A 22,171-nucleotide genomic window follows, 5' to 3' on the forward strand; every position below is an offset into this window, starting at 1 on the left:
CAGGACCGTGAAACAACTCTGCGCCGATGATAGTGCTGCAACCAGTGTGAAAGTAGGTTATCGTCAGGCTAGTTATAAGAAGAAGCCCACCAGGTGATCCTGGTGGGCTTTTTTGCGTCCAAGCCCCTTCCGTTCGACGCGAGGCATTGCCTCTCGCCTCACCTGGTCGGGGCTTTTTTGCGTTCTAACCCGCACCGCCAACCGGGGTCGTACCCCGTACGGGGTACGACCCCATACGCGGCCCTATGCGACGCAACATTCTTTGCGGGGTGGGGCTGGTCATACCGTTGTCACATGCCCTCGCTAGACTTGCCTCTTTTTCAATTCGAGGCCCGCTAGCATGAAAAATCTTTCCCTGTTGTCGCTTGCTGTATTCTCCGTCCTGGCCGGCTGCGGTGGTAGCGACAACGCGGCGCCGGCGCGCACGTCGATGACCGGCGTGTTCCTCGATGGCGCGGTGGAAAACCTGGATTACGTGGCCGGCACCGCCGCCAAAGCCAGCACGACAGCCAAAGGCGAGTTCACGTGTTACGCTGGCGACACCGTCACCTTCAGCATCGGCGGCATTGCCCTTGGCAGCGCACCGTGCGCGGCCACCATCACGCCGCTGCAACTGGCTGGCGTCACCGACATCAAGGACGTCAAAGTGATCAATCGCTTGCTGGCCCTGCAGCTGCTGGATGAAGACAGCGATCCGTCGAACGGCATCAAGATCGCCGCCGACGTGAAGACCGCGCTGGCCTCCAAAGCCGCCGACTTCAGCGCGTCCGCCACCACCTTCAATACCTCCATGACCGATAACCTGAAGGCCGCCGGCGCCAAGTACGCGGCCCGCACCGTCGATGACAGCCGCCGTGCCCTGGTGCGCGAGCACTTCGAAGATACGCTGGCCTCCAAAGTCGGCAACCCGGTCAACGAGTCGTTCACGCAAAAGACGGCGCTCGGCGACGTCGCCGTGAGCGTGACCCGCTACCAGATCCAGGCGGCCAACAATTTCTACATCCCTTACGAGGGCGCCAACGCCAAGGTCAAGGAAGACTTCCCGCTCGGCTTCTTGCCATCCTACGGCTCGTCGATCGCCTTCAAAGGCGTCAATGCCAATGGCGAGCTGGAGTTCTACGGCCTCACCGACCGCGGCCCCAACGGCGACGGTCCGAATCTGCCCTCGTTAAGCGGCACCGGCGTCACCGGCAGCAAGATCTTCCCGTCGCCCAGTTTTACGCCCGCGTTCGGCGTGATCACCGTCGGCAAGAGCGGCGCCGTGTTGACCTCGTCCACGCCGATCAAAGTCTCGGCCGCCGTCAACGCCTCCGGACTGCCGGTGGCGCCGGGTTCGGTCGGCAATTCGGCCGAGCTGCCGGTGATGGACGCGATGAAATACGACGCCACCAGCAAAGCCACGTTCAACGCCGGCGGCATCGATTCCGAGGCGATCGTCGTCGACAAGAAACGCAACGTGCTGTGGGTGTCGGACGAATACGGCCCGTTCATCGTCAAGATCGATCCGGCCACCGGCGTCATCCTCAATAAATACGCGCCCGGCAGCGGCCTGCCGGACATCTTCCTCAAGCGCCGCGCCAATCGCGGCATGGAAGGCATGGCGCTGGACCCGAGCACCGACAAGCTGCACGCCTTCCTGCAAAGTCCGCTCACCGACGGCAGCGCGCCGTATTCGGTCACCGGCAAGAGCGAGGCGGTCGAACGCTACGCGCGCTTTACCCGCTGGGTGGAATTCGATCCGACCAGCGGCACTTCCGGCAAGATGTACGCCTATCCGCTCAATGCCGCCGATTATCAGGATGGCCGCACCGGCAACGCCAAGCTGGGCGACATGGTCGCGCTGGGCAACGGCAAGTTCATCGTGATCGAGCAGGGCGCCGCGCCGGGCGGCAAGGTGTTCAACAAGCTGATGCTGGTGGAGATCGGCGCGGCGACCGATATCGCGGCGGCCGCCTACAACGCGACGACGTCGGATCTGGAAAAAAGCAGCATGAACGGCGCGGCCGTCAACGGCGCCGACTGGAAATCGGTGGTGACGCTGAAGAAAACCCAGTTGCTCGATCTGAACGCGGCTGGCTGGCTGGCGGAGAAGGCGGAGGGCTTGACCATCGTCGACGGCAACACGCTCGCGCTGGTCAACGACAACGACTTCGGCCTGAAAACCAAAGTCTACAACGCGGCCGGCGTGGCGATCGATGATGCCGATATCACCAAATGCAACGTCGACGCGAACGGCGTCATCGTCATCAGCGCGGCGGCCGGCTGCAACGCGGCCAACACCGTGCGCGTAGCACGGGGCGACGACCGCGAACGTCCAAGCCGGCTGTGGCTGATCAAGTTCGCCAAGGCGCTGACAACATTCTAATGGTCACGATCTTGTCATGATTTTATGGGATATTAAAAGTTTGCTTACATAATATCCGGGACAAATCATGCAGATCACCTTGCCGAAAGCTTCCTCCGCCATTCAAGCCCTGCTGGTCGCGGCGACGTTGCCGTTGACCATGCAAGCGGCCTTCGCCGCCGACTTCACCATCGGCGACGCCAGCGGCACGGTCCGCACCTTGGGCAAGGGCGACACCGGCACCGTGACCACCAGCGGGTCGCTGACCGTCGGCGGCGGCGCGGTGGCGGTGACTATCACCGGCAACAACGCCACGCTCAACAATCAAGGCGCGATCCGGCAGACCGGCAGCGGCCGCGCGATCCGCGACAACACGGGCGCAACCGGCCTGGTCATCATCAACGGTAGCGCCGGCAACGCGTCGGCCTTGATGCAGACCGCCGACGCCGACGTGATCCAGATGGCCAAGGCCAACGCCAGCGTCACCCTGAACAACTACGGTTCGATGATCTCGCTCAACGCCAGCGCCGGCGGCGCCCAGGCGGTCGACTTCAGCTCCATCACCAGCGGCGCTAACGTCGTCAACAACTTTGGCGGCGGCCTGCTGCAGGCGAGCGAGGCTGACGCGGTGCGTGCCGGCGTCAACGGCGTCGTCAATAACAACGGCACCATCCGCTCGCTGACGGCCAGCGGCGCCAGCAGCGACGGCGTCGATGTCCAGAGCAACTCCGGCGTCAAGATTCTCAATGGCGCGACCGGCCTGATCGAAGGCGCGCGCCACGGCGTCACGGGCGGCCAGGACAACGCCGGCGCCAGCTTCGTCATCGACCTGACCAACCTGGCCGGCGGCGTGGTTCGCGGCAACAACGGCTCGGGCGTCAATCTGGACGGTTTCAATAAAAACCAGACCGCCAACATCATCAACCATGGCAGCATCATCGGCCACGGCATCACCGGCGACGGCGACGGCCTGGATGTGGACGGCCTGGCCACCATCACCAACACCGGCATCATTCGCTCGGTCAGCGCCTTCAGCGCGCCGGCCGACGGTCTGGCCTACAGCGAGGGCGTCAGCTTCGGCGGCGGCGCCATCACCAACTCGGGCACGATCGAGGGACTGGTTTCGGCGGGCAACACCAATGCGGTCGGCCGCGGCATCACGCTGGCGGGCAACGACCTGAGCAACGGAACCCGCGAAGGCCTGTACGGCAACGCGACGATCACCAACCAGGCGGGCGGCCTGATACGCGGCCAGAGCGATTCGGCGATCGTCGCCGTGGGCGCCGCCAGCAGTCATACCGTCACCATCTTCAACAACGCCGGCGCCACCATCCAGGGCGGCGGCACGGTCAACGCCGCGATCAAGACCGGCGCCGACAACACCGTCATCGTCAACGGCGGCAACATCAACGGCGCCAGCAGCGGCAAGGCGATCGAAATGGGCGGCGGCAACAACAGCCTGACCATCACCGGCGGCAACATCACCGGCGGCATCAACGGCGGCGTCGGCGGCACCAACGCGATGGTGGTGCAAGCCGCCGGCAACTTCGCCTACGCCGGGTCGATTTCCAACTTCAACAGTGTCGAATTCAACAGCGGCGACACCACCCTGTCCGGTGTGAGCACCTACTCCGGCGCCACGATGCTGACCGGCGGCACGCTGATCCTGGACGGCGCCAACCGCATCGCCGCCGGCAGCCAGCTGATTTTGAACGGCGGCGCCTTGCGCTTGACCAACGCCGGCGCGGCTGGACAGACCTTCGCCAGCCTGTCCCTGCTTGACGACGCCTCCGTGCGGCTGGGCGCTTCCTCGCTGACGTTCAACGGCCTGGGCGCGGTCGTGAGTGGCAAGACGCTGTCGTTCACCGAGGCCGCCGCAGGCGCGTATGCCTTCCGGCTGCTGGGTGATTATTCGACCGACGGCAACTTCCTGGCGCTGATCGGCTTGACCAGCATCAATGGCCAGCGGGCGGTGTTCCGCTTCGACGGTGCCTATACCGACGTGACCGCCGCCGTGCCGGAGGCATCCACCTACGCCATGCTGCTGGCCGGCCTGGGGCTGATCGGCGCGGTTGTCCGCCGGCGTCAAGCAGGGGTTTAGCGGATATCAAAACGCATGGGGCCAGTGGTTGCTACCTTCTCAGGATGAACCTGGAAGGAATTTCCCTATGGAATATGCGCAACTCACCCCCGGCCGGCGCTTCGCCCCCCTGCACAGCCTGTTGTATTACAGTCAACGCATTGTCACGCGTCCCGCATTGCGCCGCCTGGTGATCCGTGCGCTGAGCGGCGCCGTGCGCGGGCGGCAGGGATCGGGACAGGACTTGTACGGTAATTCCGCGTTGGAGATGGGCGCCTTGGCGGACCTGAGCGCTAGCGGTTATGCGCCGCTGGGAAACTTGCTCAGTGCCGCGCAGTGCGACGAGATCCGCGCCCATCTGCAGGACAAGCGCCTGATCGACCGTGATCGCGTGCGTGAAGCCTTCACGGTCACGCAGGTGCCCGCCGGGGTGCGCGTGGCCGACTATCATCTGCGCGACGTCGTCGACTGTCCGCACATCCTGGCGCTGGCCAACAGTCCGCCGCTGCTCGGCCTGGCCGCCCGGTACATGGACTGCAAGCCGACCATCTCCGCGCTCGGGCTGCGCTGGTCGTTTCCGGTGGAGGGACATCGCAGCGCGCTGCAGGCGTTTCACCGTGACTCGGAGGATTGGCGCTATCTGAAAGTGCTGGTCTATCTGACCGATGTCGATGTCGACGCCGGGCCGCACGTCTACCTGTCTGGCAGCCATCTGACGCGGGCCCCGATGCGCCTGCGGTTTTACTCGGACACTGAAATCTCCAGCGCCTACGGCTCGGAGAAGTTGTTAACGGCGCTCGGCTCACGCGGTTTCTGCTTCGCGGTCGACACCGCCGGCATCCACAAAGGCACGGCGCCGGCCCGGCATCCGCGCCTGATGCTGCAGATACAGTACTCGCTGCTGCCCAGCTACGCTTACCGGTACTCGCCGGAGGTCTATCAGGGCCCGCTGGTGCTCGATCCTTACGTGAACCGCCTGATCGTCAAGCCGCGCGGCTAGCCGCGCCGCGGCTGATGCTCTCGCCATCCTCCTTGCGCAGCGACCAGAATGTCAGCGACGACAGCATCGTCAGCGCCGCCAGGGTGATGAAGGCGTAATGCAGCGCCGACGTCAGCGCCAGGCGGTTCGACTGCGGCAGGTCGCCGAGGAACCAGCCGGTGATCAGCGAACCGGCGGCCAGGCCGAAGCTCACCGACAGCTGCTGCATCGAACTGGAGATGGTGCTGGCCATGCTCGAATCGGCGCTGTCGACGTCCGCGAAAGCGATGCTGTTCATGCTGGAGAACTGCAGCGAATTGAAAAAGCCCATGCAAAGGCTGATCATGACGATGACGTACAGCGGCGTACCCTGGTGGACCAGCGAGAACAGGCCGATGGTCAGCCCGATCAGCAGCGTGTTCACGGTGAGCACCTGGCGGTAGCCGAATCTGGCCAGCACGCGCACCGAGATGAACTTCATGCCCATCGCGGCGGCGGCCGACGGCATCATCAGCAGGCCCGATTGCCACGCCGGCAGGCCGAGGCCCAACTGGTACAGCAGCGGTAGCAGGAACGGCAGGCCGCCCACGCCGATGCGCGTGATGAAGCCGCCCGCCACCGACACGCGGAAGGTGCGGATCTTGAACAGCGCTAGCCGCAGCAGGGGGAACTTGGCATCCCGCGCGTGCCACACGTAGGCCGCCAGCAGGCTGCAGGCGATCAGCAGCAGAACCGTCGCCGACGTCGCGTCCAGTTTGTGTTCGCCGAAAATCTCGAGCAGCCATGACAGCAATGCCACGCCGGTGCCGAAGAGGACAAGGCCGATCAGGTCCAGCGGCCGCACGCTGTCGCCGTGATAGTCCGGCATGTAGCGGTGGGCCAGGTAGATGGCCGCCAGGCCGACTGGCACGTTGACGAAGAAGATGTCGCGCCACGTCAGCCAGTGCACGATCAGGCCTCCGACGGTGGGGCCGAGCAGGGGGCCGATCAGGGCCGGGATGATCACGAAGTTCATCGCCGCCAGCAGCTCGGCTTTGGGGAAGGTGCGGATAATGGTCAGGCGCCCGACCGGCATCATCATCGCCGCGCCCAGGCCTTGCAGCAGCCGCGCCGCCACCAGCATCGGCGAATTGACCGACAGTCCGCACAGCACCGACGCCAGCGTGAAAATCGCCACCGCCGACATGAAAACGCGGCGCGTGCCGAAGCGGTCGGCCATCCAGCCGCTGATCGGGATCGCCACCGCGAGACTGAGGATGTAGCTGGTAACGACCGCCTTCAGGCTAAGGGGCGTGACCTGCAGGCTGACCGCCATGCTCGGAATCGCCGTGTTGACGATGGTCGAGTCCAATTGTTCCATCAACAGGGCGGTGGCGACGACCCACGGCAGATAGCGCTTGGCGGCGGAATTATTCATGTCTTCAATTGTCACATAAAAGACAAGGGATGGTCATTAGGCCAGAGTGTATGGTGCATCGCTGTGTGAACACGTAGGGCGGATTAGGCGGGACGCCGTAATCCGCCACTCGATGAGCCGCCGATACGCATGCATGGCGGATTACGCTGCGCTAATCCGCCCTACGTGCCTCCTGGATTATCCCAGCGGTCCTCGAACATGATTTCGCTCAGCGGACGGCGCTGGTCCCAGCGTTCCAGTTCCAGCATCGGCGCCGTGTAGAACTGCTCCACCTGCCCCACGCACAGCACCGCGATCGGCTGGCTACCCTCCGGCATGCCGCAAATCTCCCTCAACCGCAGCGGATCGAACATCGACACCCAGCCCGCGCCGATGCCTTCGGCCCGCGCGGCCAGCCAGAAATTCTGCAGCGCGCAGGAGGCCGACGCCAGATCCATCTCCGGCATGGTGCGGCGGCCGAACACGTAGTTTTCGCGCTTGTCGATCAAACCGACCACCAGCACCTCGGCGCAGGTCAGTATGCCTTCCACTTTCAGGCGCATGAATTCCTCGGCGCGCTGGCCCAGCGCCTCGGCGGTCTTGATGCGCTCCTCGTTCACGTGCTGGTGGATCTGCGCGCGCAGCTCCGCGCTGGCGATGCGGATGAAGCGCCACGGCTGCATCAGGCCGACGCTTGGCCCGTTATGGGCCGCGCCGATGAAGCGCCGTAACTGGCCATCCTCCAGCGGTCCAGGTTTGAAGTGGCGCACGTCGCGCCGCTCGCGTATCGCGCGGTACACGCCTTCGATCTCGGCGTCGGAAAAAGCATGTGGATTCATGGTGCCTTCCTCAGCGCGACCAGGGCGTCGAGCAGCGGTTGGGTGGCGTCGGCGATGCGATCCAGGCTCGCTTCGCGCAACGCCGAGGTATCGACCGTGTGGTCCGAATGCAGGCCGGCCCAGCGCAGCAGCGCGCCGCAGGCTTCGGGCGTGTCGAACAGACCATGCAGATAGGTGCCCAGTATCTGGTCGTCCGCCGAGCGCGCGCCTTCCGGCCGGCCGTCGATCAGGAAGGCGGGCGATTCCAGCGCGGCGCCGGTCGAGGTGCCCATGTGGATTTCATAGCCGGCCACGGTGGCGCCATCGGCGTCGAATGCGCAGGTGCCGCGCACTTGCACCAGCCGCTTATCCGTCGTCATTTCGGTGACCATGTCGAGCAGGCCGAGGGCCGCCGATTCGCCGGCTTTGCCCTCGACGCCGAGGGGATCGGTGACGCCGTGTCCCAGCATCTGGAAGCCGCCGCACACGCCGATGACCTTGCCGCCGTAGCGCAGGTGGCGGGCGATCTCCTTCGGCCAGCCTTGCGCGCGCAGCCAGTCGAGATCGCCGCGCGTGTTCTTGCTGCCGGGGAGGATGATCAGGTCCGCCGTGGGGATGGGTTCACCCTGGCGCACGAAACGCAGGTCGACGTCGGGATGGGCGCGCAGCGCGTCGAAGTCGGTGTGGTTGCTCATGCGCGGAAGGCTGGGCACCACCACGCGGAACGCGCCCTTGGACGCCTGCACCGGTTGCACCGCGTCCTCGGCGTCGAGGAACAGGCCGTGCAGATACGGCAGCACGGCCAGCACCGGCTTGCCGGTCTGCTGTTCCAGCCATTGAAGGCCCGGCTGCAGCAGCTTGATGTCGCCGCGGAAGCGGTTGATGACGAAGCCGATGGTGCGCGCACGTTCGCTCTCCGACAGGCAGGACAAGGTGCCGACGATGTGCGCGAACACGCCGCCACGATCGATGTCCGCCACCAGCACCACCGGGCAATCGACCTTTTCGGCGAAGCCCATGTTGGCGATGTCGCGGTCGCGCAGGTTGATCTCCGCCGGACTGCCGGCGCCTTCGACGATCACGCTGTCGTATTGCGTCAGCAGGCGCGCGTGCGATTCCAGCACCGCCTGCATGGCCACGGTTTTGTACTGGTGGTAGTCGCGCGCGTTCATCTCGGCGCGCACCTTGCCATGGATGACGACCTGCGCGCCGATGTCGCTCGATGGCTTGAGCAGCACCGGGTTCATGTCCGTGTGCGGCGCCAGGCCGGCGGCGATCGCTTGCAGCGCCTGGGCGCGGCCGATCTCGCCGCCGTCGGCCGTCACCGCGCTGTTGAGCGCCATGTTCTGCGGCTTGAACGGCACCACCCGCACGCCCTGGCGCTTGAGCAGGCGGCACAGGGCCGCGACCACAGTGCTTTTGCCGGCGTCGGAGGTGGTGCCTTGCACCATCAGGGTCGAATACGGAAACGCCACCTTAATTCTTCCTGTGCTGGCGCGCCAGTTCGAGTTTCTCGCACAACGCCGCGGTGCCGGCGACCATGCGCGGGCCGGCGCGGTTCAGCAGCTCGCCGTCCAGCGTGAACAGGTTGTCGTTGCGGACCGCCTTCATCGTGGTGTAAGGCTTCCACAGCGCGACGCCGCCGTAATCCTTCTCGGCGGTGCCGAAGATCGCTTCCGGGTCGGCCTGCAGCACCGCTTCCATGCTGACGACGGGCGCCGTCGTTTTGAGGTCGGCGAAGATGTTGACGCCGCCGCACAGGCGCATGGCGTCGCTGACGATGGACGCGCCATTGAGCGTGTACAACGGCTTGTCCCACACCTGGTAGAACATGCGCACCGGTGGCCGGTTCGAATACTGCTTGGCCAGCGCCGCGAACTGCTTGCGGATGTCGGCGGCGGCGGGCTGCGCGACGCTCTCGGTGCCCATCAACTGCCCCAGGCGCAGCAGGCTGTCGGCAATGCCGTCCAGTTTCACCGGCTCGCTGTGGAAGATCGGAATGCCCAGTTGGCGCAAGGTCTCGATCTGGCGCTCGGAGCTGCCGTGCATCCAGGCCACGATCAGGTCGGGCTTCATGGCGATCACCCGTTCCATGTCGATCTGGCGGTTGGTGCCGATGCGCGGCAGCTTTTTCGCTGCCTCGGGGAAGTCGCTGAAGGTGACGGCGCCGACGATCTTGTCGCCGCCGCCGGCCGCATACAGCAGTTCCGTCACATGCGGCGCCATGGCGATGATGCGCTGGGCGGGCTTTTGCAACGTGATCACGTTGCCGTCGTCGTCGCGCACGCTGATGGCGGCGCTGGCGGAAGAGGGGGAAACAGCGGCGGTGACAGCGGCCGTGCACAGGCAAAGCGTCGCCGCGAGTTGGTTCGTTTTCATTGGTTGGTCTTCATTGGTTAGTCGTCACGCCTTGGTCCATTCGGTTAATGCCGCCTGCAGGCGTCGCCATCCCGCTTCATCGGGCGGCAGCCCGAGGCGGATGCCGCGCGCCGCGTGCGTGAACAACCGCACCCAGATGCCGCGTTCCGCCATGTGTCGCCAGAATTCCTCCGGCCGCGCCTCGCTCCACCACTGGAACAGCGGCGGGCCGTTCGATGCGATGCCGTGCGCGGCCAGCAGTTGGCGCAGGTGTTCGCCGCCGGCATCGAGCTGCTCGCGCGTGGCCGCTTGCCATTGTTTGTCGCGCAGGGCGGCGATGGCGATGTGCTGCGCCGGGCCGCTGATGGTCCAGGGGCCGAGCAGGTCGGCCAGCCCGCGCAGCAGGTCGGGGTGCGCGGCGACGAAGCCGAGGCGGATACCGGCCAGGCCGAAGAATTTGCCGACCGAGCGCAGTACGACCAGGCCCGGTCTGTCGGTGTGGGCGGCGACGCTGTTGTGCTGCGACGTGTCGCCGAACGCCTCGTCGACAACCAGCCAGCCGCCGCGCGCGGACAGCCGTTCGGCCCATCGCAGCAGTTGCGCCGCCGGCACCGTGGCGCCGGTGGGATTGTTGGGATTGACGATGACGACGACGTCGCTGGCGTCGACCGCCGCATCCAGTTCATCGTACGGCGTTTCGGTCAGCGTGTGACCGTGGTCGTTCCAATGATGCGCGTGTTCCGCGTACGACGGCGCGGTGACGGCCACGCGCGATGGCTTGCGTAGCCGGGGCAGCGCTTGAATCGCCGCCTGCGTGCCGGCCACCGGCAGCATCAATGGGGCGCCGTAGTAGGCTTGGGCCGCGCGCGCCAGTTCGGGATCGGCTTCCGGCAGACGATGCCAGGCGTTGTCCGGCAGCGGCGGCGCCGGATACCAGCGCGGATTGATGCCGGTCGACAGATCGAGCCAGTCGTCGCGGCCGAAGCGCAGCGCCGCGTCGCGCAGGTTGCCTCCGTGTTCAAGCATGTGCGAACTCCAGGATAAAGGCGGCCATCAGCGCGCAGGATAGCCACAGCGCGGTGGTGCGCACCACGAGCAGCCACGCGCGGCCGATATCGGCGCCGGTGGCTGGCTCGCCTTGTCCGAGCGGCGGACGGTGTTCGACCTCGCCGTCGTAGATGGCGGCACCACCCAGCTGCACGCCGAGCGCGCCGGCGCCGCTGGCCATGACCGGACCGGCGTTGGGACTGCTCCACGCGGGCGCCTGCGCGCGCCAGCAACGCCAGGCACGCCGTTTGCCTTGCAATCCCGGCGCCAGCAGCACGTACGACAGGGCGGTCAGGCGCGCCGGCACATAATTGAGCGCGTCGTCGAGGCGCGCGGCGGCGCAGCCGAATTGGCGCAGGCGTTCGGTCCGATAGCCCCACATGGCGTCAAGCGTGTTCGCCATGCGGAACATGACGGCGCCGGGACCGCCGGCGACGATAAACCAGAACAGCGTGCCGAAAACGGCGTCGTTGCCGTTTTCAAGCAGCGATTCCGCGCTGGCCTTGGTCAGTTCGATTTCGCTGGCGCTGGTGGTGTCGCGGCTGACGATGCGCGCCGTCAGCAGGCGGGCGTCGGGCAGATCGTCGCGCGCCAGCGCTTCGGCGATCGGCAGGTTATGGTCGCGCAGGCTGCGCAGGCCAAGGGCGAAGTAAAGCATGACGGCATGCAGCGCGAACGCCAGCCAGGCGCCCAGCGGAGCGGCCAGCCACACCAGCAGCGCGGCGGCGGCCGTCAACGGCAGCACCGCCAGCGTCCAGGCCAGCACGCCGCGCGCGAAGCGACGGTTGCCGCGATTGAGGCGGCGCTCCAGCGCGATCGCCAGATTGCCGAAGCCGACCAGCGGATGCCAGCGGCGCGCCTCGCCCAGTAAAAAGTCCAGCAGCACGCCGGCCACCATCAACACCGAGACGGCGTAAAAGCTCAACCCTGACAGCACGGTTATCCTTTTAATATCAGCGGCAGGCCGGCGGCGACAAACACCGCGCGGTCGCAAATCGCCGCCACCGATTGATTCAAACGCCCTTGCTCGTCGAGGAAGCAGCGCGAGATGGCGCCCACCGGCATGATGCCCAGTCCCACCTCGTTCGACACCAGCACCACGTCGCTGGCGCATTTGATCAGCGCACTGGCCAGCATGTCCTGCTGCTCGTGGAACAGCGCCGGCAGGGTGATTTCGCCGACCTCCGGGTATTGTTCGCCGCCGCTGAATAGCAGGTTGCTGAGCCAGAGCGTCAGGCAATCGACCATGATCAGGCGGTCCGGGGACGACCAGCGCAACAGCTGGTTACCGAGGGCCAGCGGTTCTTCGACGGTGGTCCATTCGCCGGGCCGGCTGGCGCGGTGGTGGGCGATGCGGGCGGACATTTCGGCGTCGCCGGCGGTGGCGGTGGCGATGTAGACGACTTCCTTGCCTGATTCGATGGCCAGGCGTTCGGCGTAAGCGCTTTTACCGGAGCGCGCGCCCCCCAGAACGAGTGTACGTGTCATACCGGACTCCTTAAAAACAGGGCGGCCGTTGCCGCCGGGTTGGATGGGAAGTAAGCGTGAAAATACGAAGCGGTGAGCGATCCTGCGCGATACCAGGCTTCCCCTGGTATTGCGGAGGGATGTTTAATAGTATGCGCCGCCGGCTGCAGCGTTGTCGCCAATTTGGAGTAATGGAACGTGTGGCCGCGCAGGATGCCCTGTTCCGTGGGGAGCCCCTGGGGGCCGAGACCGGCCAGGCGTGGCTGCATTGCCACAGTGCCGGTCAGTAGGCCGGCCATCGGCCAGGTCGCGCCGGATTGGTCGGCCAGCGTATCGGCCAAGGCCATCATCCCGCCGCATTCGGCGACGATGGGGGTGCCGGCAGCGTGGACGGCGCGGATCGACGAGCGCCAGGCGTGCGCCCGCGACAAGGCCTCGGCGTGCAGTTCCGGGTAGCCGCCGGGCAGATAGACCGCGTCGGCGCCGTCCGGCACCGCCTCGTCGGCCAGTGGCGAGAAGAACGTCAGCGTCGCGCCCAAGGCGCGCAGGGTATCGAGGTTGGCCGGGTAGAGGAACATGAACGCAGGATCGCGCGCGATGGCGATGGTTTTTCCCGCCAGCGCCGGCATGGTCTCGGGGGCCGCCGGCGGGGTGGCGATGTCGATCGCGCGCAGTTGGTCCCACGCGGCTTCGTCGAACACCAACTGGTCGGCCAACGCGTCGAGCAATTGGTCGATATCGTTTACTTCCCCCGGCAGCACCAGCCCGAGATGGCGTTCCGGCAGCGACCTTGTCTGGCGCGGCATGGTGCCGAACAGCGGAATATCGCGCAGCGACGCCGCCACCATTTTGGCGTGGTTGTCGCTGGCGACGCGGTTGGCGATCACGCCGGCCATGTCGACCGGTCCGTAGTCGCGCAGGCCGTGGACCAGCGCGCCGGCCGTTTGCGCCATCGAGGAGGCGTCGATCACCGCCATCACCGGCACGCCGAACTCGCGCGCCAGGTCGGCCGACGACGGCGTGCCGTCGTACAGACCCATGACGCCCTCGATCAGGATCACATCCGCCTCTGCGGCGGCGTGCGCCAGCTGGCCGCGGCACTGCTCGGGGCCGACCATCCACAGATCGAGCGTGCGCACCGGCGCGCCGCTGGCGCGTTCCAGCAGCATCGGGTCGATGAAATCCGGACCACATTTAAATACGCGCACGCGCTTGCCCGACCGGACCAGCTTACGCGCCAGGGCTGCCGTCACCGTGGTCTTGCCCTGGCCCGAGGCCACGGCGGCGACCAGCAGCGCCTTGACTGGCGCCTTCGTCGCCATTACCACTCGGTCCCGAGTTGCGCGCCGATGCCGGCCTTGAAGGCGTGCTTGACGACTTCCATCTCGGTCACGGTGTCGGCGATGGCGATCAGCTCCGGCGGCGCGCCGCGCCCGGTGATGACGACGTGCTGCATCGGCGGGCGCGCCAGCAGGTCGTTGATCACCATTTCCACGTCCAGGTAACGGTACTTCAGCGCGATATTGAGTTCGTCGAACACCACCAGACCGATCGCGGGATCGGCCAGGAACTTCTTGGCCTGCTCCCACGCCAGCAGCGCTTTTTCGGTGTCGCGCTCGCGGTTTTGCGTCTCCCAGGTATAGCCTTCGCCCATCGTGTGGAAGCTCACCTCGTCCGGGAAGCGGCGCAGGAAGTGTTCTTCGCCGGTCTGCATCGCGCCTTTGATGAACTGCACCACGCCGACCTTCATGCCGTGGCCGAGGGCGCGGATCACCATGCCGAAACCGCTCGAGCTTTTGCCCTTGCCGTTGCCGGTGTTGACGATGATGACGCCGATCTGTTTGTCGGCGGCGGCGATCTGCGCGTCGATGATCGCCTTCTTGCGTTCCATGCGCACGCGATGGCGCTCGTTCAGCGCCGCTGTTTCGGCCGTGATGTCTTTGTCTTGGTCGGTCATTCGTTGTCCTCGGTGGGGATGAAGATGCTGCGTTTGCCGTGCTGGACGACGTCGATCGGGTGGCCCAGGTAATCGCTCAGGATGTCGGCCCGCATCACGTCGGCGGTGGTGCCGGCCAGCCAGCGGCCGTCGCCCATCAGCAGCAGCGCGTGGGTGGAGACGCTATGCGCCAAGGTCAGGTCATGGCCGATCATGACGGCGGTCTTGCCCTGGTCGCGGCACAACCGCGACAGCAGCTTCATGACCCCGACCTGGTGCGCCAGATCGAGCGCGTTGGCAGGTTCGTCGAGCAGCAGCAGCGGCGTGTCCTGCGCCAGCATGGCGGCGATGGCCACGCGCTGGCGTTCGCCGCCGGACAGCGTGCGCACGTCGCGCGCGGCCAGGTCGGCCACCTCCATCTCCTCCAGCGCCTTCATGGCGATGGCCTGGTCCTCGCCGCCCTCCCAGTAGCGGTTGTCGTGATAGGGGTGGCGCGCCGAGAGCACGGTTTCGATCACCGTGTAGGCAAAGGCGTCGCTGCGGTTTTGCGCCAGGAAGGCGCGCTGGCGCGCCAGTTCGGCCAGCGGCCAGTCTTTCAGCGCGCGCCCGCCGATGGCAACGTGGCCGCCGTCCGGCGCGCGCAGGCCGGCCAGGGTGCGCAGCAAGGTGCTCTTGCCTGCGCCGTTGCGGCCGATGACGCTCCAGCATTCGCCGTCCTGGACAAGCCAGTTCAGGTCCGCGATCAGCTGGCGCTGGCCGATTTTCAGGGAGAGGTGGTGGGTGCCGATCATATTATTTGCGCAGCCGATGCAGCTGGTACAGGAACACCGGCGCGCCGATCAAGGCCGTGACCACGCCCACCGGCAGCTGCTGCGGAGCGATGACGGTGCGGGCCAGCGTATCGGCCAGCAGCAGGTAGGTGCCGCCGGCCAGCGTGGCCGCCGGGATCAGCAGCCGGTGGTCGGGACCGACGGCGAAGCGGCAAGCGTGCGGCACGATCAGCCCGACGAAGCCGATGCTGCCGGCGCTGGTCACCGCGCTGGCGGTCAGCAGGCCGGAGGTGAAGAACAGGCCTTTGCGCAGCGCGCCGACGCGGATGCCCAGCGTGGCGGCGGCTTCGGCGTGCAGCGCCATCACGTTCATGGCGCGCGCGTTGCGCAGCGCGAAGAGCAGCGCCACGGCCAGCACCACCCAGGGCATCCAGCGCGAGGGCGCGCCGGCCAGGTCGCCGATCATCCAGAAAATCATGGTGCGCAGACGGCCTTCCGGTGCGATCGACAGCATCAGTGTGACCAGCGCCATGCAGGCCGCCGACAGTATCACGCCGGTCAGCAGCAGCAGGGCGGTGCCGCCTTCGGCCGCGTCGCCGCCGCGCAGGTCGCGCCGCGCCAGCATGTAGAGCATCATCGAGACCGCGACCGCGCCGGCGAAGGCGGCGGCATCGACCATCCAGGCGGCGCACATGAACATCAGCGCGGCCAGCGCGCCGACCGAGGCGCCGGAGGAGATGCCCAGGACATAGGGATCGGCCAGCGGGTTGCGCAACAGCGCCTGCATCATGACGCCGGCCAGCGACAGCGCGGCGCCGGTGACGAAAGCGGTGATGGCGCGGCCAAGGCGCAGGTCGAGCAGGGTGGCGGACAAGGTCGTGGCCTGGCCGTGCAGCAGATCGTTGAGCGCCGCGGGGATATCGGAAAGGGGAACAGCGACCGAACCGGTCATGCCCGAGAAAATCAGGCTGGCAAACGCGAACAGGGCCAGGCCGGTCAGGGTGACGGCGGCGCGCTGTTGCAGATTGCGTGAGAAAGAATGCATGCACTACTTTCAGAAAGTGGAGAGCACTGGCAGATTACAATATTACAAGCTTAAATAAGACTTATGCCAAGACCGAAACGAGAGACCGAAACGAGAGAGCGACACGGTGACTGACACGGTGACTGACACGGGAGACACGTAGGGCGGATTAGCGGGAACCGCGTAATCCGCCATTTGTGAGCCGCCGGCGGCAATCCTCCCGGTATCGATCTATTTATAACCGTAGCGGATACCGGCAAACACGTTGGAACCCGGCGTGGCGTAGTTACGCGCCAGATCGTAGCGCTTGTCGCCGATGTTGTTCCAGCGGACCAGCGCCGACCAGTCGCGCGCGAAGGCGTAGGTCGCGTACAGATTCACCAGCCCGTAGCCACCCAGGCGATTACTATTGGCCGCTTCGTCGTAGCGGTCGCCCGATACCTCCAGCTCCGCGCCGGCCTTGAGCGCGCCGATGCCATAATCGGCGGTCAGGTTGCCATGCTTTTTGGCGCGGCGCATCAGGCGCTTGCCGGTGGTTTCATCCTTAGGGTCTTGCAGATCGAGGTTGGCGGCGAGGTTGATGCCGGCCAGCCTGGTGGCGGCCGACAGCGTGATCCCTTCCAGCATCGCGCGGTTGACGTTGTACGCGCAGCCGTTTGGATAACCGTTGCGGCCGAACGGGCATGGCTTGATGTTAACGAGCATGTCCGTCAGGCGGTTGCGGTAGTAGCTGGCGCTCAGCGCGTTGACGCCGTCGTCGTAGCGCAGGCCGATTTCGGCGTTGCGTCCTTTTTCCGGCTTGTTGGCCGGATTGCCGTAGCCAGGGAAGTACAACTCGTTGTAGGTCGGCGCGCGGAAGCTGCTGCCGTAGCTGGCGGTGGCGCGCAGCGCCTGCGTGAAGTTGTAGCCATAGCCCAGCGAACCGGTATTCTGCGAACCGTAAACCGTGTTGTCGCGGCGGACGCTCGCGCTCAGCAAATTGGCGCCGCGACGGGCGTTGTAAGACGCCGCGTAAGAGTTGGTGGTGCGCTCGGGATCACGCAGGTCGAAGCCGTTGGTTTGCACTTCCTCCTTGCGGTGTTCATACAGCAGCTGCAGCACGTCGGCGCCGATGCGCACGTCGTTTTGCCAGGTGATGAAGCTTTGCTTGGTGTTGACGCGCGCGTAGCCGCTGGCGCTGGCGTTGGTGTAGTTTTCGCCCTTGTCCTTGGTCTGGGAGTACTGCAAAAGGCTGTCCCAGACCGGCAGCAGCTTCGCCTTGGCGTAGACGCTCGCGGTGTCGATGGTGTTTTTGCTGCGGACGTCGTAGGCCGACAGGCCATTGTCGTATTGCGAATCGAGCTTGCTGTGCATGAAAAGCGCGCCGGCTTCGTAGCCCTTGGCCAGTTGCAGGCTGAATTGACCGGAGACGTTTTCCTTGTCGTAGCCGTCGTCGTCTGGATTGTACGAGGACAGGCCCGGACGCGCCGTCGAGAAGCCGTCCGATTTTTCCTTGCCGGCGCTGACCGCGTAGCCGAAGCTGTGCTCACCGCCGGTGGCGCCCGATACCGTGACATCGGCTTCGCGCGTCTTGTCGCTGCCGTAGCCGGTGAAGGCCGTCACCGCCGGCGCGCCCTTGCCTTGTTTGGTGAAGATCTGGATCACGCCGCCGATGGCGTCGGCTCCGTACAGGGAGCTCAGTGGGCCGTAGACGATTTCGATATGGTCGATGGCGGTCAGCGGAATGGCGCTCCAGTTGGCGGCGCCGGTGGTGGACGAGCCGATACGCACGCCGTCGACCAGCACCACGCTCTGGTTGCTGTTGGCGCCACGGATGTAGACGTTGGACGAGCTGCCGGCGCCGCCGTTGCGCGTGACTTCGATGCCGCGCTGGCGCTTGAGCAGGTCCACCACGGAGCCGGCGCCGGCTTCGGCGATCTGTTCGGCCTTGATGGTGACGGTGTCGCTGATGACGTCCGCCAGCGGTTGCGGCGTGCGGGTGGCTGTCACCACGACGGTATCGGCGGCCGCGACGTCGGCGAGAGCGCTGGTGTGCGAGAAAGCGGCGGCCATGGACAGCGCCAGCGAGGTCAGTGCCGCCGGGCGCGATGCCAGGCGGGAGATAGGTGAGGACATGATTTATTTTTCTGTTAGGAGCAACCGGCCTACTTCCCCGTGGGCCAGATTGAACAGAAGCGGTGAACCGAGAGATGCGCGCACATCCCGTTCGCTCACTTCCACCTGCTTTGGCCGGTATCCGGGCTGGCAAGTTAGACCATCTCACCTTCCCATGCGCAGCACAGTGGTTGTCAGAGCTGGTTTGTCGCGCGCCGCGCGACACTTGCTTACCGTTGCGGGGGCAGCACACGTGGGCCGACGGGCGGCTTCGTGTTTCCCGTTTAACTGCGCGTCCGGACAGACGCGCGGGCACCAAAGCCGGTCATTATACGGCTTTGCCGTATGACTTCATAAGTAGCGAAAAATAATTCACGTACGGCGGAAAAGCGGCGCGTTTTTCGTTATTATTACAGCCATCTTGTAAAAATGCTCACCCGTCGCCGTCGGAGTCCCCATGTTCGTATCCCACCCCGCAGCGCCGTCGCCAGCTCCCGTGGCGCTGCGCCCGATGGTCAACCCGCATCCAATCGTTACGATGGTGCCGCTTTTCGACGGCCACCAGTGCGTCATCGTCGATAATTTCATGACCGAGCCGGAGACGATGGTGGAGTATGCGGCGCTCCAGCGCGGGCGGTTCCTCGATTCGGCCGACAATTATTATCCCGGCCCCGAATTGCCGTTGACGGGGCGTTTCGTCGCCGGCGTGCAGGAAGCGTTTCTGCTGCATGCGCGGACGCCGCTCAAGGCGCGCCGCGTGCTCGGTGTGGCCAGCCGCCTGTCGCTGGTGACACGGCGTCCCGAGCAGCTGTTCCCGGGCCAGCGCATGCCGCATCGCGATTCCTACGATTTGGACGAGATGGAAGGCGTCGGCGCCATGGTGCTGTATCTGTTCAAGGACGAACGGCTCGGCGGCACCAGTTTTTTCAAGCCCAAGGTATCGCCCCGTGAAATCGACGCGCTGCTGCGTGAATTGAAGCGCATGGAACTGGCGGGCGAGTCGCCGGTCCCGGCCGCGCCGCCGACATTCGCCATTTCGTCGGACGAGCACTTTCAGAAGGTGCTGACCGTCGAGCCCAGATTTAACCGGGCGATTTTTTATAACGGCGGGATTTTCCACTCGGGGCATATCACCGCGCCCGAGTTAATGGTCGACGACCCGGCCAGGGGACGGCTCACGGTCAACGCGTTCTTTAAGCTGCGCATGGCCGCCACCTGAGTGTGAATCCGGCGGACGTCTACGCCAGGACCAGCGTGGCGCCGTAGGCGATGTGGTGCGGCGCGCCGGCGGCTTGCAGCGCCATTTCCGGCGGCGCCAGGCCGGCGTGGCGGGCGGACAGCAGGCGCATGGCGCCGGCGTGGCAAACGATGATCGCCTCGCCGTCGTCACCCAGCTGGCGCTGGAGGTCGGCGTGGAAAGCGGCGATGCGCGTGGCCATTTCAAGCACGTTCTCGGCGCCGCCCGGCCGGTAGTTGGTCAGGTCGGCGGCCCAGGCGTCGATGTCGGCGCGGGGAAAGTCGTCCCAGGCGCGCATCTCCCAGCTGCCGAAGTCCATCTCCACCAGGCGGACATCGAAGATCGGCCTATCGGACAGGCGGGCGGCAAGGCCGGCGCAGCGTGACAGCGGGCTCGCATACACGGGCAAACCCGCCGGTAGTTGCGGCGCCAGCGCCGCCAAGGTGCGCTCCAGCTGTGCGGGCGCGACCTCGAGATCGGTGCTGCCGTAGCAGATGCCGGCATCAACCAGCGGTTGGGGATGACGTACCAGTATCAGCCGCATGGGTCAGAAAAATTGTGCGCTGGTGTGCAGGCCGGCGAGCACGCACAGGTGGAAGATCATTTCGGTCACCTGTTGTACGGCGCCCAGGCAATCGCCGGTGTAGCCGCCGATGCGGCGCACGAACTTCCGTGCCAGCCAGATGGTCGCCACCAGCGCGACGGCGCAACCGCTGACCACCATCGTCCAGGACAGCCATTGCAGATAGATCAGCGCCAGCGCCGGCAGCAGGGCCGTGACGGCCGCGATGGCGAATTCCATGGTGCGCATTTTTTGCGCCAGTGGCTTGGCCTTGCCCTCGGCGCGCGCGTAGTCCAGCCGCCAGATCAGCGAGACCGCCATCAGCCGCGACATCGGATGCGCGAACAGCAGCGCGGCCAGCACGCCGGATGGCGGCAGGTACGTCAATGTCGCGCATTTGAGCAACAGCAGGCAAAACGTGCCGATCGCGCCGTAGGCGCCGATGCGCGAATCCTTCATGATCTCCAGCACGCGCTCTTGCGTCATGCCGCCGCCGAAACCGTCGCACATGTCGGCAAAGCCATCTTCGTGGAAGGCGCCGGTGACGTAAATGCCGGCGGCAACCGACAGGATGACGGCGATCGCCGGAGGGAAGTAATGGTAGGCGGCGGCGTAGACCGCGCCGGTGATCAGCGCGACGACCACGCCGACCAGCGGGAAGTAGCGCGACGCCTGATTCAGCCACGCGGGATCGAAACCGACCCAGCGCGGGATCGGCAGGCGGGTGAAAAACTGCAGCGCGGTGAAGAAAAGGCGGATCTGGTGCACTGTGGTTACCTGGTCCTTACTCGGACTTTTCGCTGACCTGGGCCGATTCGAACGTGGCCATCTGGTTCAGGAAGTTGACCGCCGCGTGCAGCAGCGGCAGCGCCAGCGCGCAGCCGGTGCCTTCGCCCAGGCGCAGGCCGAGATTGAGCAATGGCTTGGCGCCCAGCGCCGCCAGCATTTGTTTGTGGCCGTTTTCGTCCGAGCAGTGGGCGAAGACGCAGTAGTCGAGGATCGCCGGCTGCAGGCGGGCCGCGACCAGCAACGCGCTGGTGACGATGAAGCCGTCGATCAGCAGCACCTTGCGCAGCTCCGCCGCCTTCAACATGGCGCCGGCCATCATGGCGATTTCCAGGCCGCCGAAGGTGGCCAGCACGTCGAACGGTTCGATGGCGGTGGCATGCCGGACGACGGCGGCTTCGATCACGCGCTGCTTGTGCAGGATGCCCTCGGCGGAAAGGCCGGTGCCGGCGCCCACGCATTGCGCGACCGGGATGCCGGTCAGCTTGTGCATCAACGCGGCGGCGGCGGTGGTGTTACCGATGCCCATTTCGCCGAAGCCGACGACATTGCCATCGAGTTCCGCGGCCAGCACCATGCCAGCGGCCAGCGCCGCCTCGCAGGTGGCGTGGGTCATCGCCGGTTCGTGCGCGAAGTTGTGCGTGCCGTTGGCCAGTTTGCGGTCGGTCAAGCCGTCGCGCGGGCCGAAGTCGTGATTGACGCCGGCGTCGATGACGCGCAGCTCGCAGTTGTTTTGTTCGGCGAAGACGTTGATGGCCGCGCCGCGCGCGAGGAAGTTCTCCACCATTTGCCAGGTCACGTCTTGCGGATAGGCCGAGATGCCTTCGGCGACGATGCCGTGGTCGGCGGCGAAGACGAGGATGGCCGGCTGCGTCAGCGCGACCTCCCGGCTGTTCTGTATAAGGCCGATTTGTTTGGCCAGTGATTCCAGTACTCCCAGGCTGCCCAGCGGTTTGGTCTTGTTGTTGATGGCCCGGTCGAGCAGGGCGCCGAGGGCTTCGTTATTAGTAGGGGAGATAGTTGGAGTGAACATGGCCTGCTTATAAATCGGTGAAGCCGCTATTTTACCCTTGTCAGGCTCGGCGCCCTTTGCTATAGTTCGCCCCCTCGCAGAACGACGCACATGTTGCAGAGTGAAACGGGGAAAAAGAAGAGCTTGACGAGATGTGCGAAACGCTTCATAATCTTGCCTCTTCGCTGATGAACACAACGCTTCTTCAGCAAGCAGTACCAAACAAAGTTCTTTAAAAATTAACAGTCGATAAGTGTGGAC

General features: G+C 65.5%; 19 protein-coding genes and 1 riboswitch. Of the genes, 4 read left to right on the top strand and 15 right to left on the bottom strand.

Annotated features, from left to right (window positions below):
- The first annotated feature begins 340 nt into the window (after nucleotides 1-340).
- From JOD97_RS32205 to JOD97_RS32215, 3 genes are all read left to right on the top strand, one after another.
- Nucleotides 341-2,365 carry an esterase-like activity of phytase family protein gene (locus JOD97_RS32205; protein WP_209726903.1) on the top strand — a complete coding sequence of 675 codons (2,025 nt, stop codon included), beginning with the start codon at nucleotides 341-343 and terminating at the stop codon, nucleotides 2,363-2,365.
- Between the two features lie 67 nt (nucleotides 2,366-2,432).
- Nucleotides 2,433-4,445 carry a PEP-CTERM sorting domain-containing protein gene (locus JOD97_RS32210; RefSeq protein WP_209726904.1) on the top strand — a complete coding sequence of 671 codons (2,013 nt, stop codon included), beginning with the start codon at nucleotides 2,433-2,435 and terminating at the stop codon, nucleotides 4,443-4,445.
- Nucleotides 4,446-4,512: 67 nt separating this feature from the next.
- The gene (locus tag JOD97_RS32215; RefSeq protein WP_209726905.1) at nucleotides 4,513-5,424 is read left to right on the top strand and encodes a phytanoyl-CoA dioxygenase family protein; all 912 of its coding nucleotides are present in this window, start codon (nucleotides 4,513-4,515) and stop codon (nucleotides 5,422-5,424) included.
- On the opposite strand, the gene JOD97_RS32220 is transcribed toward JOD97_RS32215, so the two are convergent.
- The 12 genes from JOD97_RS32220 to JOD97_RS32275 form a co-directional block, all read right to left on the bottom strand.
- Nucleotides 5,408-6,820 carry a DHA2 family efflux MFS transporter permease subunit gene (locus JOD97_RS32220; RefSeq protein WP_209726906.1) on the bottom strand — a complete coding sequence of 471 codons (1,413 nt, stop codon included), beginning with the start codon at nucleotides 6,818-6,820 and terminating at the stop codon, nucleotides 5,408-5,410. The two genes, JOD97_RS32215 and JOD97_RS32220, sit on opposite strands and share 17 nt — an antisense overlap.
- A gap of 161 nt (nucleotides 6,821-6,981) precedes the next feature.
- Nucleotides 6,982-7,638 (bottom strand): 5,6-dimethylbenzimidazole synthase, encoded by a 657-nt coding sequence (gene bluB, locus JOD97_RS32225; RefSeq protein WP_209726907.1) that lies wholly within the window; start codon nucleotides 7,636-7,638, stop codon nucleotides 6,982-6,984.
- Nucleotides 7,635-9,068, bottom strand: coding sequence for a cobyric acid synthase (locus JOD97_RS32230; protein WP_209726921.1), 1,434 nt, complete (start codon nucleotides 9,066-9,068; stop codon nucleotides 7,635-7,637). Before JOD97_RS32230 ends, bluB begins: the two co-directional genes overlap by 4 nt.
- 25 nt (nucleotides 9,069-9,093) lie before the next feature.
- Nucleotides 9,094-9,996 (bottom strand): cobalamin-binding protein, encoded by a 903-nt coding sequence (locus JOD97_RS32235; protein WP_209726908.1) that lies wholly within the window; start codon nucleotides 9,994-9,996, stop codon nucleotides 9,094-9,096.
- A 24-nt stretch (nucleotides 9,997-10,020) separates the two neighbouring features.
- Nucleotides 10,021-11,001 carry a threonine-phosphate decarboxylase CobD gene (cobD, locus tag JOD97_RS32240; RefSeq protein WP_209726909.1) on the bottom strand — a complete coding sequence of 327 codons (981 nt, stop codon included), beginning with the start codon at nucleotides 10,999-11,001 and terminating at the stop codon, nucleotides 10,021-10,023.
- Nucleotides 10,994-11,959: an adenosylcobinamide-phosphate synthase CbiB gene (cbiB, locus tag JOD97_RS32245; RefSeq protein ID WP_209726910.1), complete on the bottom strand. Its 966-nt coding sequence runs from the start codon at nucleotides 11,957-11,959 to the stop codon at nucleotides 10,994-10,996. The genes cobD and cbiB overlap by 8 nt, the downstream gene beginning before the upstream one ends.
- A gap of 2 nt (nucleotides 11,960-11,961) precedes the next feature.
- Nucleotides 11,962-12,510 (bottom strand): bifunctional adenosylcobinamide kinase/adenosylcobinamide-phosphate guanylyltransferase, encoded by a 549-nt coding sequence (cobU, locus tag JOD97_RS32250; protein ID WP_209726911.1) that lies wholly within the window; start codon nucleotides 12,508-12,510, stop codon nucleotides 11,962-11,964.
- Entirely contained in the window at nucleotides 12,507-13,811 is a 1,305-nt protein-coding gene (locus tag JOD97_RS32255) for a cobyrinate a,c-diamide synthase (RefSeq protein ID WP_209726912.1), read from the bottom strand. The genes cobU and JOD97_RS32255 overlap by 4 nt, the downstream gene beginning before the upstream one ends.
- On the bottom strand, nucleotides 13,811-14,446 hold the full coding sequence (gene cobO, locus JOD97_RS32260) for a cob(I)yrinic acid a,c-diamide adenosyltransferase (protein WP_209726913.1): 636 nt from the start codon (nucleotides 14,444-14,446) through the stop codon (nucleotides 13,811-13,813). Before cobO ends, JOD97_RS32255 begins: the two co-directional genes overlap by 1 nt.
- Entirely contained in the window at nucleotides 14,443-15,216 is a 774-nt protein-coding gene (locus JOD97_RS32265; RefSeq protein WP_209726914.1) for an ABC transporter ATP-binding protein, read from the bottom strand. The genes cobO and JOD97_RS32265 overlap by 4 nt, the downstream gene beginning before the upstream one ends.
- A gap of 1 nt (nucleotide 15,217) precedes the next feature.
- The gene (locus JOD97_RS32270) at nucleotides 15,218-16,240 is read right to left on the bottom strand and encodes an iron ABC transporter permease (RefSeq protein ID WP_209726915.1); all 1,023 of its coding nucleotides are present in this window, start codon (nucleotides 16,238-16,240) and stop codon (nucleotides 15,218-15,220) included.
- A gap of 210 nt (nucleotides 16,241-16,450) precedes the next feature.
- Nucleotides 16,451-18,334: a TonB-dependent receptor domain-containing protein gene (locus JOD97_RS32275; RefSeq protein ID WP_209726916.1), complete on the bottom strand. Its 1,884-nt coding sequence runs from the start codon at nucleotides 18,332-18,334 to the stop codon at nucleotides 16,451-16,453.
- Between the two features lie 94 nt (nucleotides 18,335-18,428).
- A riboswitch (cobalamin riboswitch) is annotated at nucleotides 18,429-18,648 on the bottom strand.
- A 122-nt stretch (nucleotides 18,649-18,770) separates the two neighbouring features.
- Between JOD97_RS32275 and JOD97_RS32280 the strand changes: the two genes are divergently transcribed.
- Nucleotides 18,771-19,532 (top strand): DUF6445 family protein, encoded by a 762-nt coding sequence (locus JOD97_RS32280; protein ID WP_209726917.1) that lies wholly within the window; start codon nucleotides 18,771-18,773, stop codon nucleotides 19,530-19,532.
- Nucleotides 19,533-19,551: 19 nt separating this feature from the next.
- Here JOD97_RS32280 and JOD97_RS32285 read toward each other — a convergent pair whose 3' ends face one another.
- Genes JOD97_RS32285 through cobT form a run of 3 tightly spaced genes read right to left on the bottom strand, consistent with a single transcriptional unit; the run spans nucleotide 19,552 to nucleotide 21,931 of the window.
- Entirely contained in the window at nucleotides 19,552-20,094 is a 543-nt protein-coding gene (locus JOD97_RS32285; RefSeq protein ID WP_209726918.1) for a histidine phosphatase family protein, read from the bottom strand.
- A gap of 3 nt (nucleotides 20,095-20,097) precedes the next feature.
- A complete protein-coding gene (locus tag JOD97_RS32290; RefSeq protein WP_209726919.1) occupies nucleotides 20,098-20,880 on the bottom strand; it encodes an adenosylcobinamide-GDP ribazoletransferase in 783 nt (260 codons plus the stop codon).
- Between the two features lie 16 nt (nucleotides 20,881-20,896).
- Nucleotides 20,897-21,931: a nicotinate-nucleotide--dimethylbenzimidazole phosphoribosyltransferase gene (gene cobT, locus JOD97_RS32295; protein ID WP_209726920.1), complete on the bottom strand. Its 1,035-nt coding sequence runs from the start codon at nucleotides 21,929-21,931 to the stop codon at nucleotides 20,897-20,899.
- Nucleotides 21,932-22,171 lie beyond the last annotated feature (240 nt).

The organism is Duganella sp. 1411 (assembly GCF_017833525.1).
Classification (GTDB): Bacteria; Pseudomonadota; Gammaproteobacteria; order Burkholderiales; family Burkholderiaceae_D; genus Rugamonas.

Excerpts from the sequence above, each read along its gene's own strand:
- JOD97_RS32275 (WP_209726916.1), bottom strand. The coding sequence starts at position 18,334 with ATGTCCTCACCTATCTCCCGCCTGGCATCGCGCCCGGCGGCACTGACC.
- cobT (WP_209726920.1), bottom strand. The coding sequence starts at position 21,931 with ATGTTCACTCCAACTATCTCCCCTACTAATAACGAAGCCCTCGGCGCC.
- JOD97_RS32255 (WP_209726912.1), bottom strand. The coding sequence starts at position 13,811 with ATGGCGACGAAGGCGCCAGTCAAGGCGCTGCTGGTCGCCGCCGTGGCC.
- JOD97_RS32270 (WP_209726915.1), bottom strand. The coding sequence starts at position 16,240 with ATGCATTCTTTCTCACGCAATCTGCAACAGCGCGCCGCCGTCACCCTG.
- JOD97_RS32235 (WP_209726908.1), bottom strand. The coding sequence starts at position 9,996 with ATGAAAACGAACCAACTCGCGGCGACGCTTTGCCTGTGCACGGCCGCT.
- JOD97_RS32285 (WP_209726918.1), bottom strand. The coding sequence starts at position 20,094 with ATGCGGCTGATACTGGTACGTCATCCCCAACCGCTGGTTGATGCCGGC.
- JOD97_RS32215 (WP_209726905.1), top strand. The coding sequence starts at position 4,513 with ATGGAATATGCGCAACTCACCCCCGGCCGGCGCTTCGCCCCCCTGCAC.
- JOD97_RS32205 (WP_209726903.1), top strand. The coding sequence starts at position 341 with ATGAAAAATCTTTCCCTGTTGTCGCTTGCTGTATTCTCCGTCCTGGCC.
- cobO (WP_209726913.1), bottom strand. The coding sequence starts at position 14,446 with ATGACCGACCAAGACAAAGACATCACGGCCGAAACAGCGGCGCTGAAC.
- bluB (WP_209726907.1), bottom strand. The coding sequence starts at position 7,638 with ATGAATCCACATGCTTTTTCCGACGCCGAGATCGAAGGCGTGTACCGC.
- cobD (WP_209726909.1), bottom strand. The coding sequence starts at position 11,001 with ATGCTTGAACACGGAGGCAACCTGCGCGACGCGGCGCTGCGCTTCGGC.
- JOD97_RS32210 (WP_209726904.1), top strand. The coding sequence starts at position 2,433 with ATGCAGATCACCTTGCCGAAAGCTTCCTCCGCCATTCAAGCCCTGCTG.
- cobU (WP_209726911.1), bottom strand. The coding sequence starts at position 12,510 with ATGACACGTACACTCGTTCTGGGGGGCGCGCGCTCCGGTAAAAGCGCT.
- JOD97_RS32265 (WP_209726914.1), bottom strand. The coding sequence starts at position 15,216 with ATGATCGGCACCCACCACCTCTCCCTGAAAATCGGCCAGCGCCAGCTG.
- JOD97_RS32220 (WP_209726906.1), bottom strand. The coding sequence starts at position 6,820 with ATGAATAATTCCGCCGCCAAGCGCTATCTGCCGTGGGTCGTCGCCACC.
- JOD97_RS32230 (WP_209726921.1), bottom strand. The coding sequence starts at position 9,068 with ATGGTGCAAGGCACCACCTCCGACGCCGGCAAAAGCACTGTGGTCGCG.
- JOD97_RS32280 (WP_209726917.1), top strand. The coding sequence starts at position 18,771 with ATGTTCGTATCCCACCCCGCAGCGCCGTCGCCAGCTCCCGTGGCGCTG.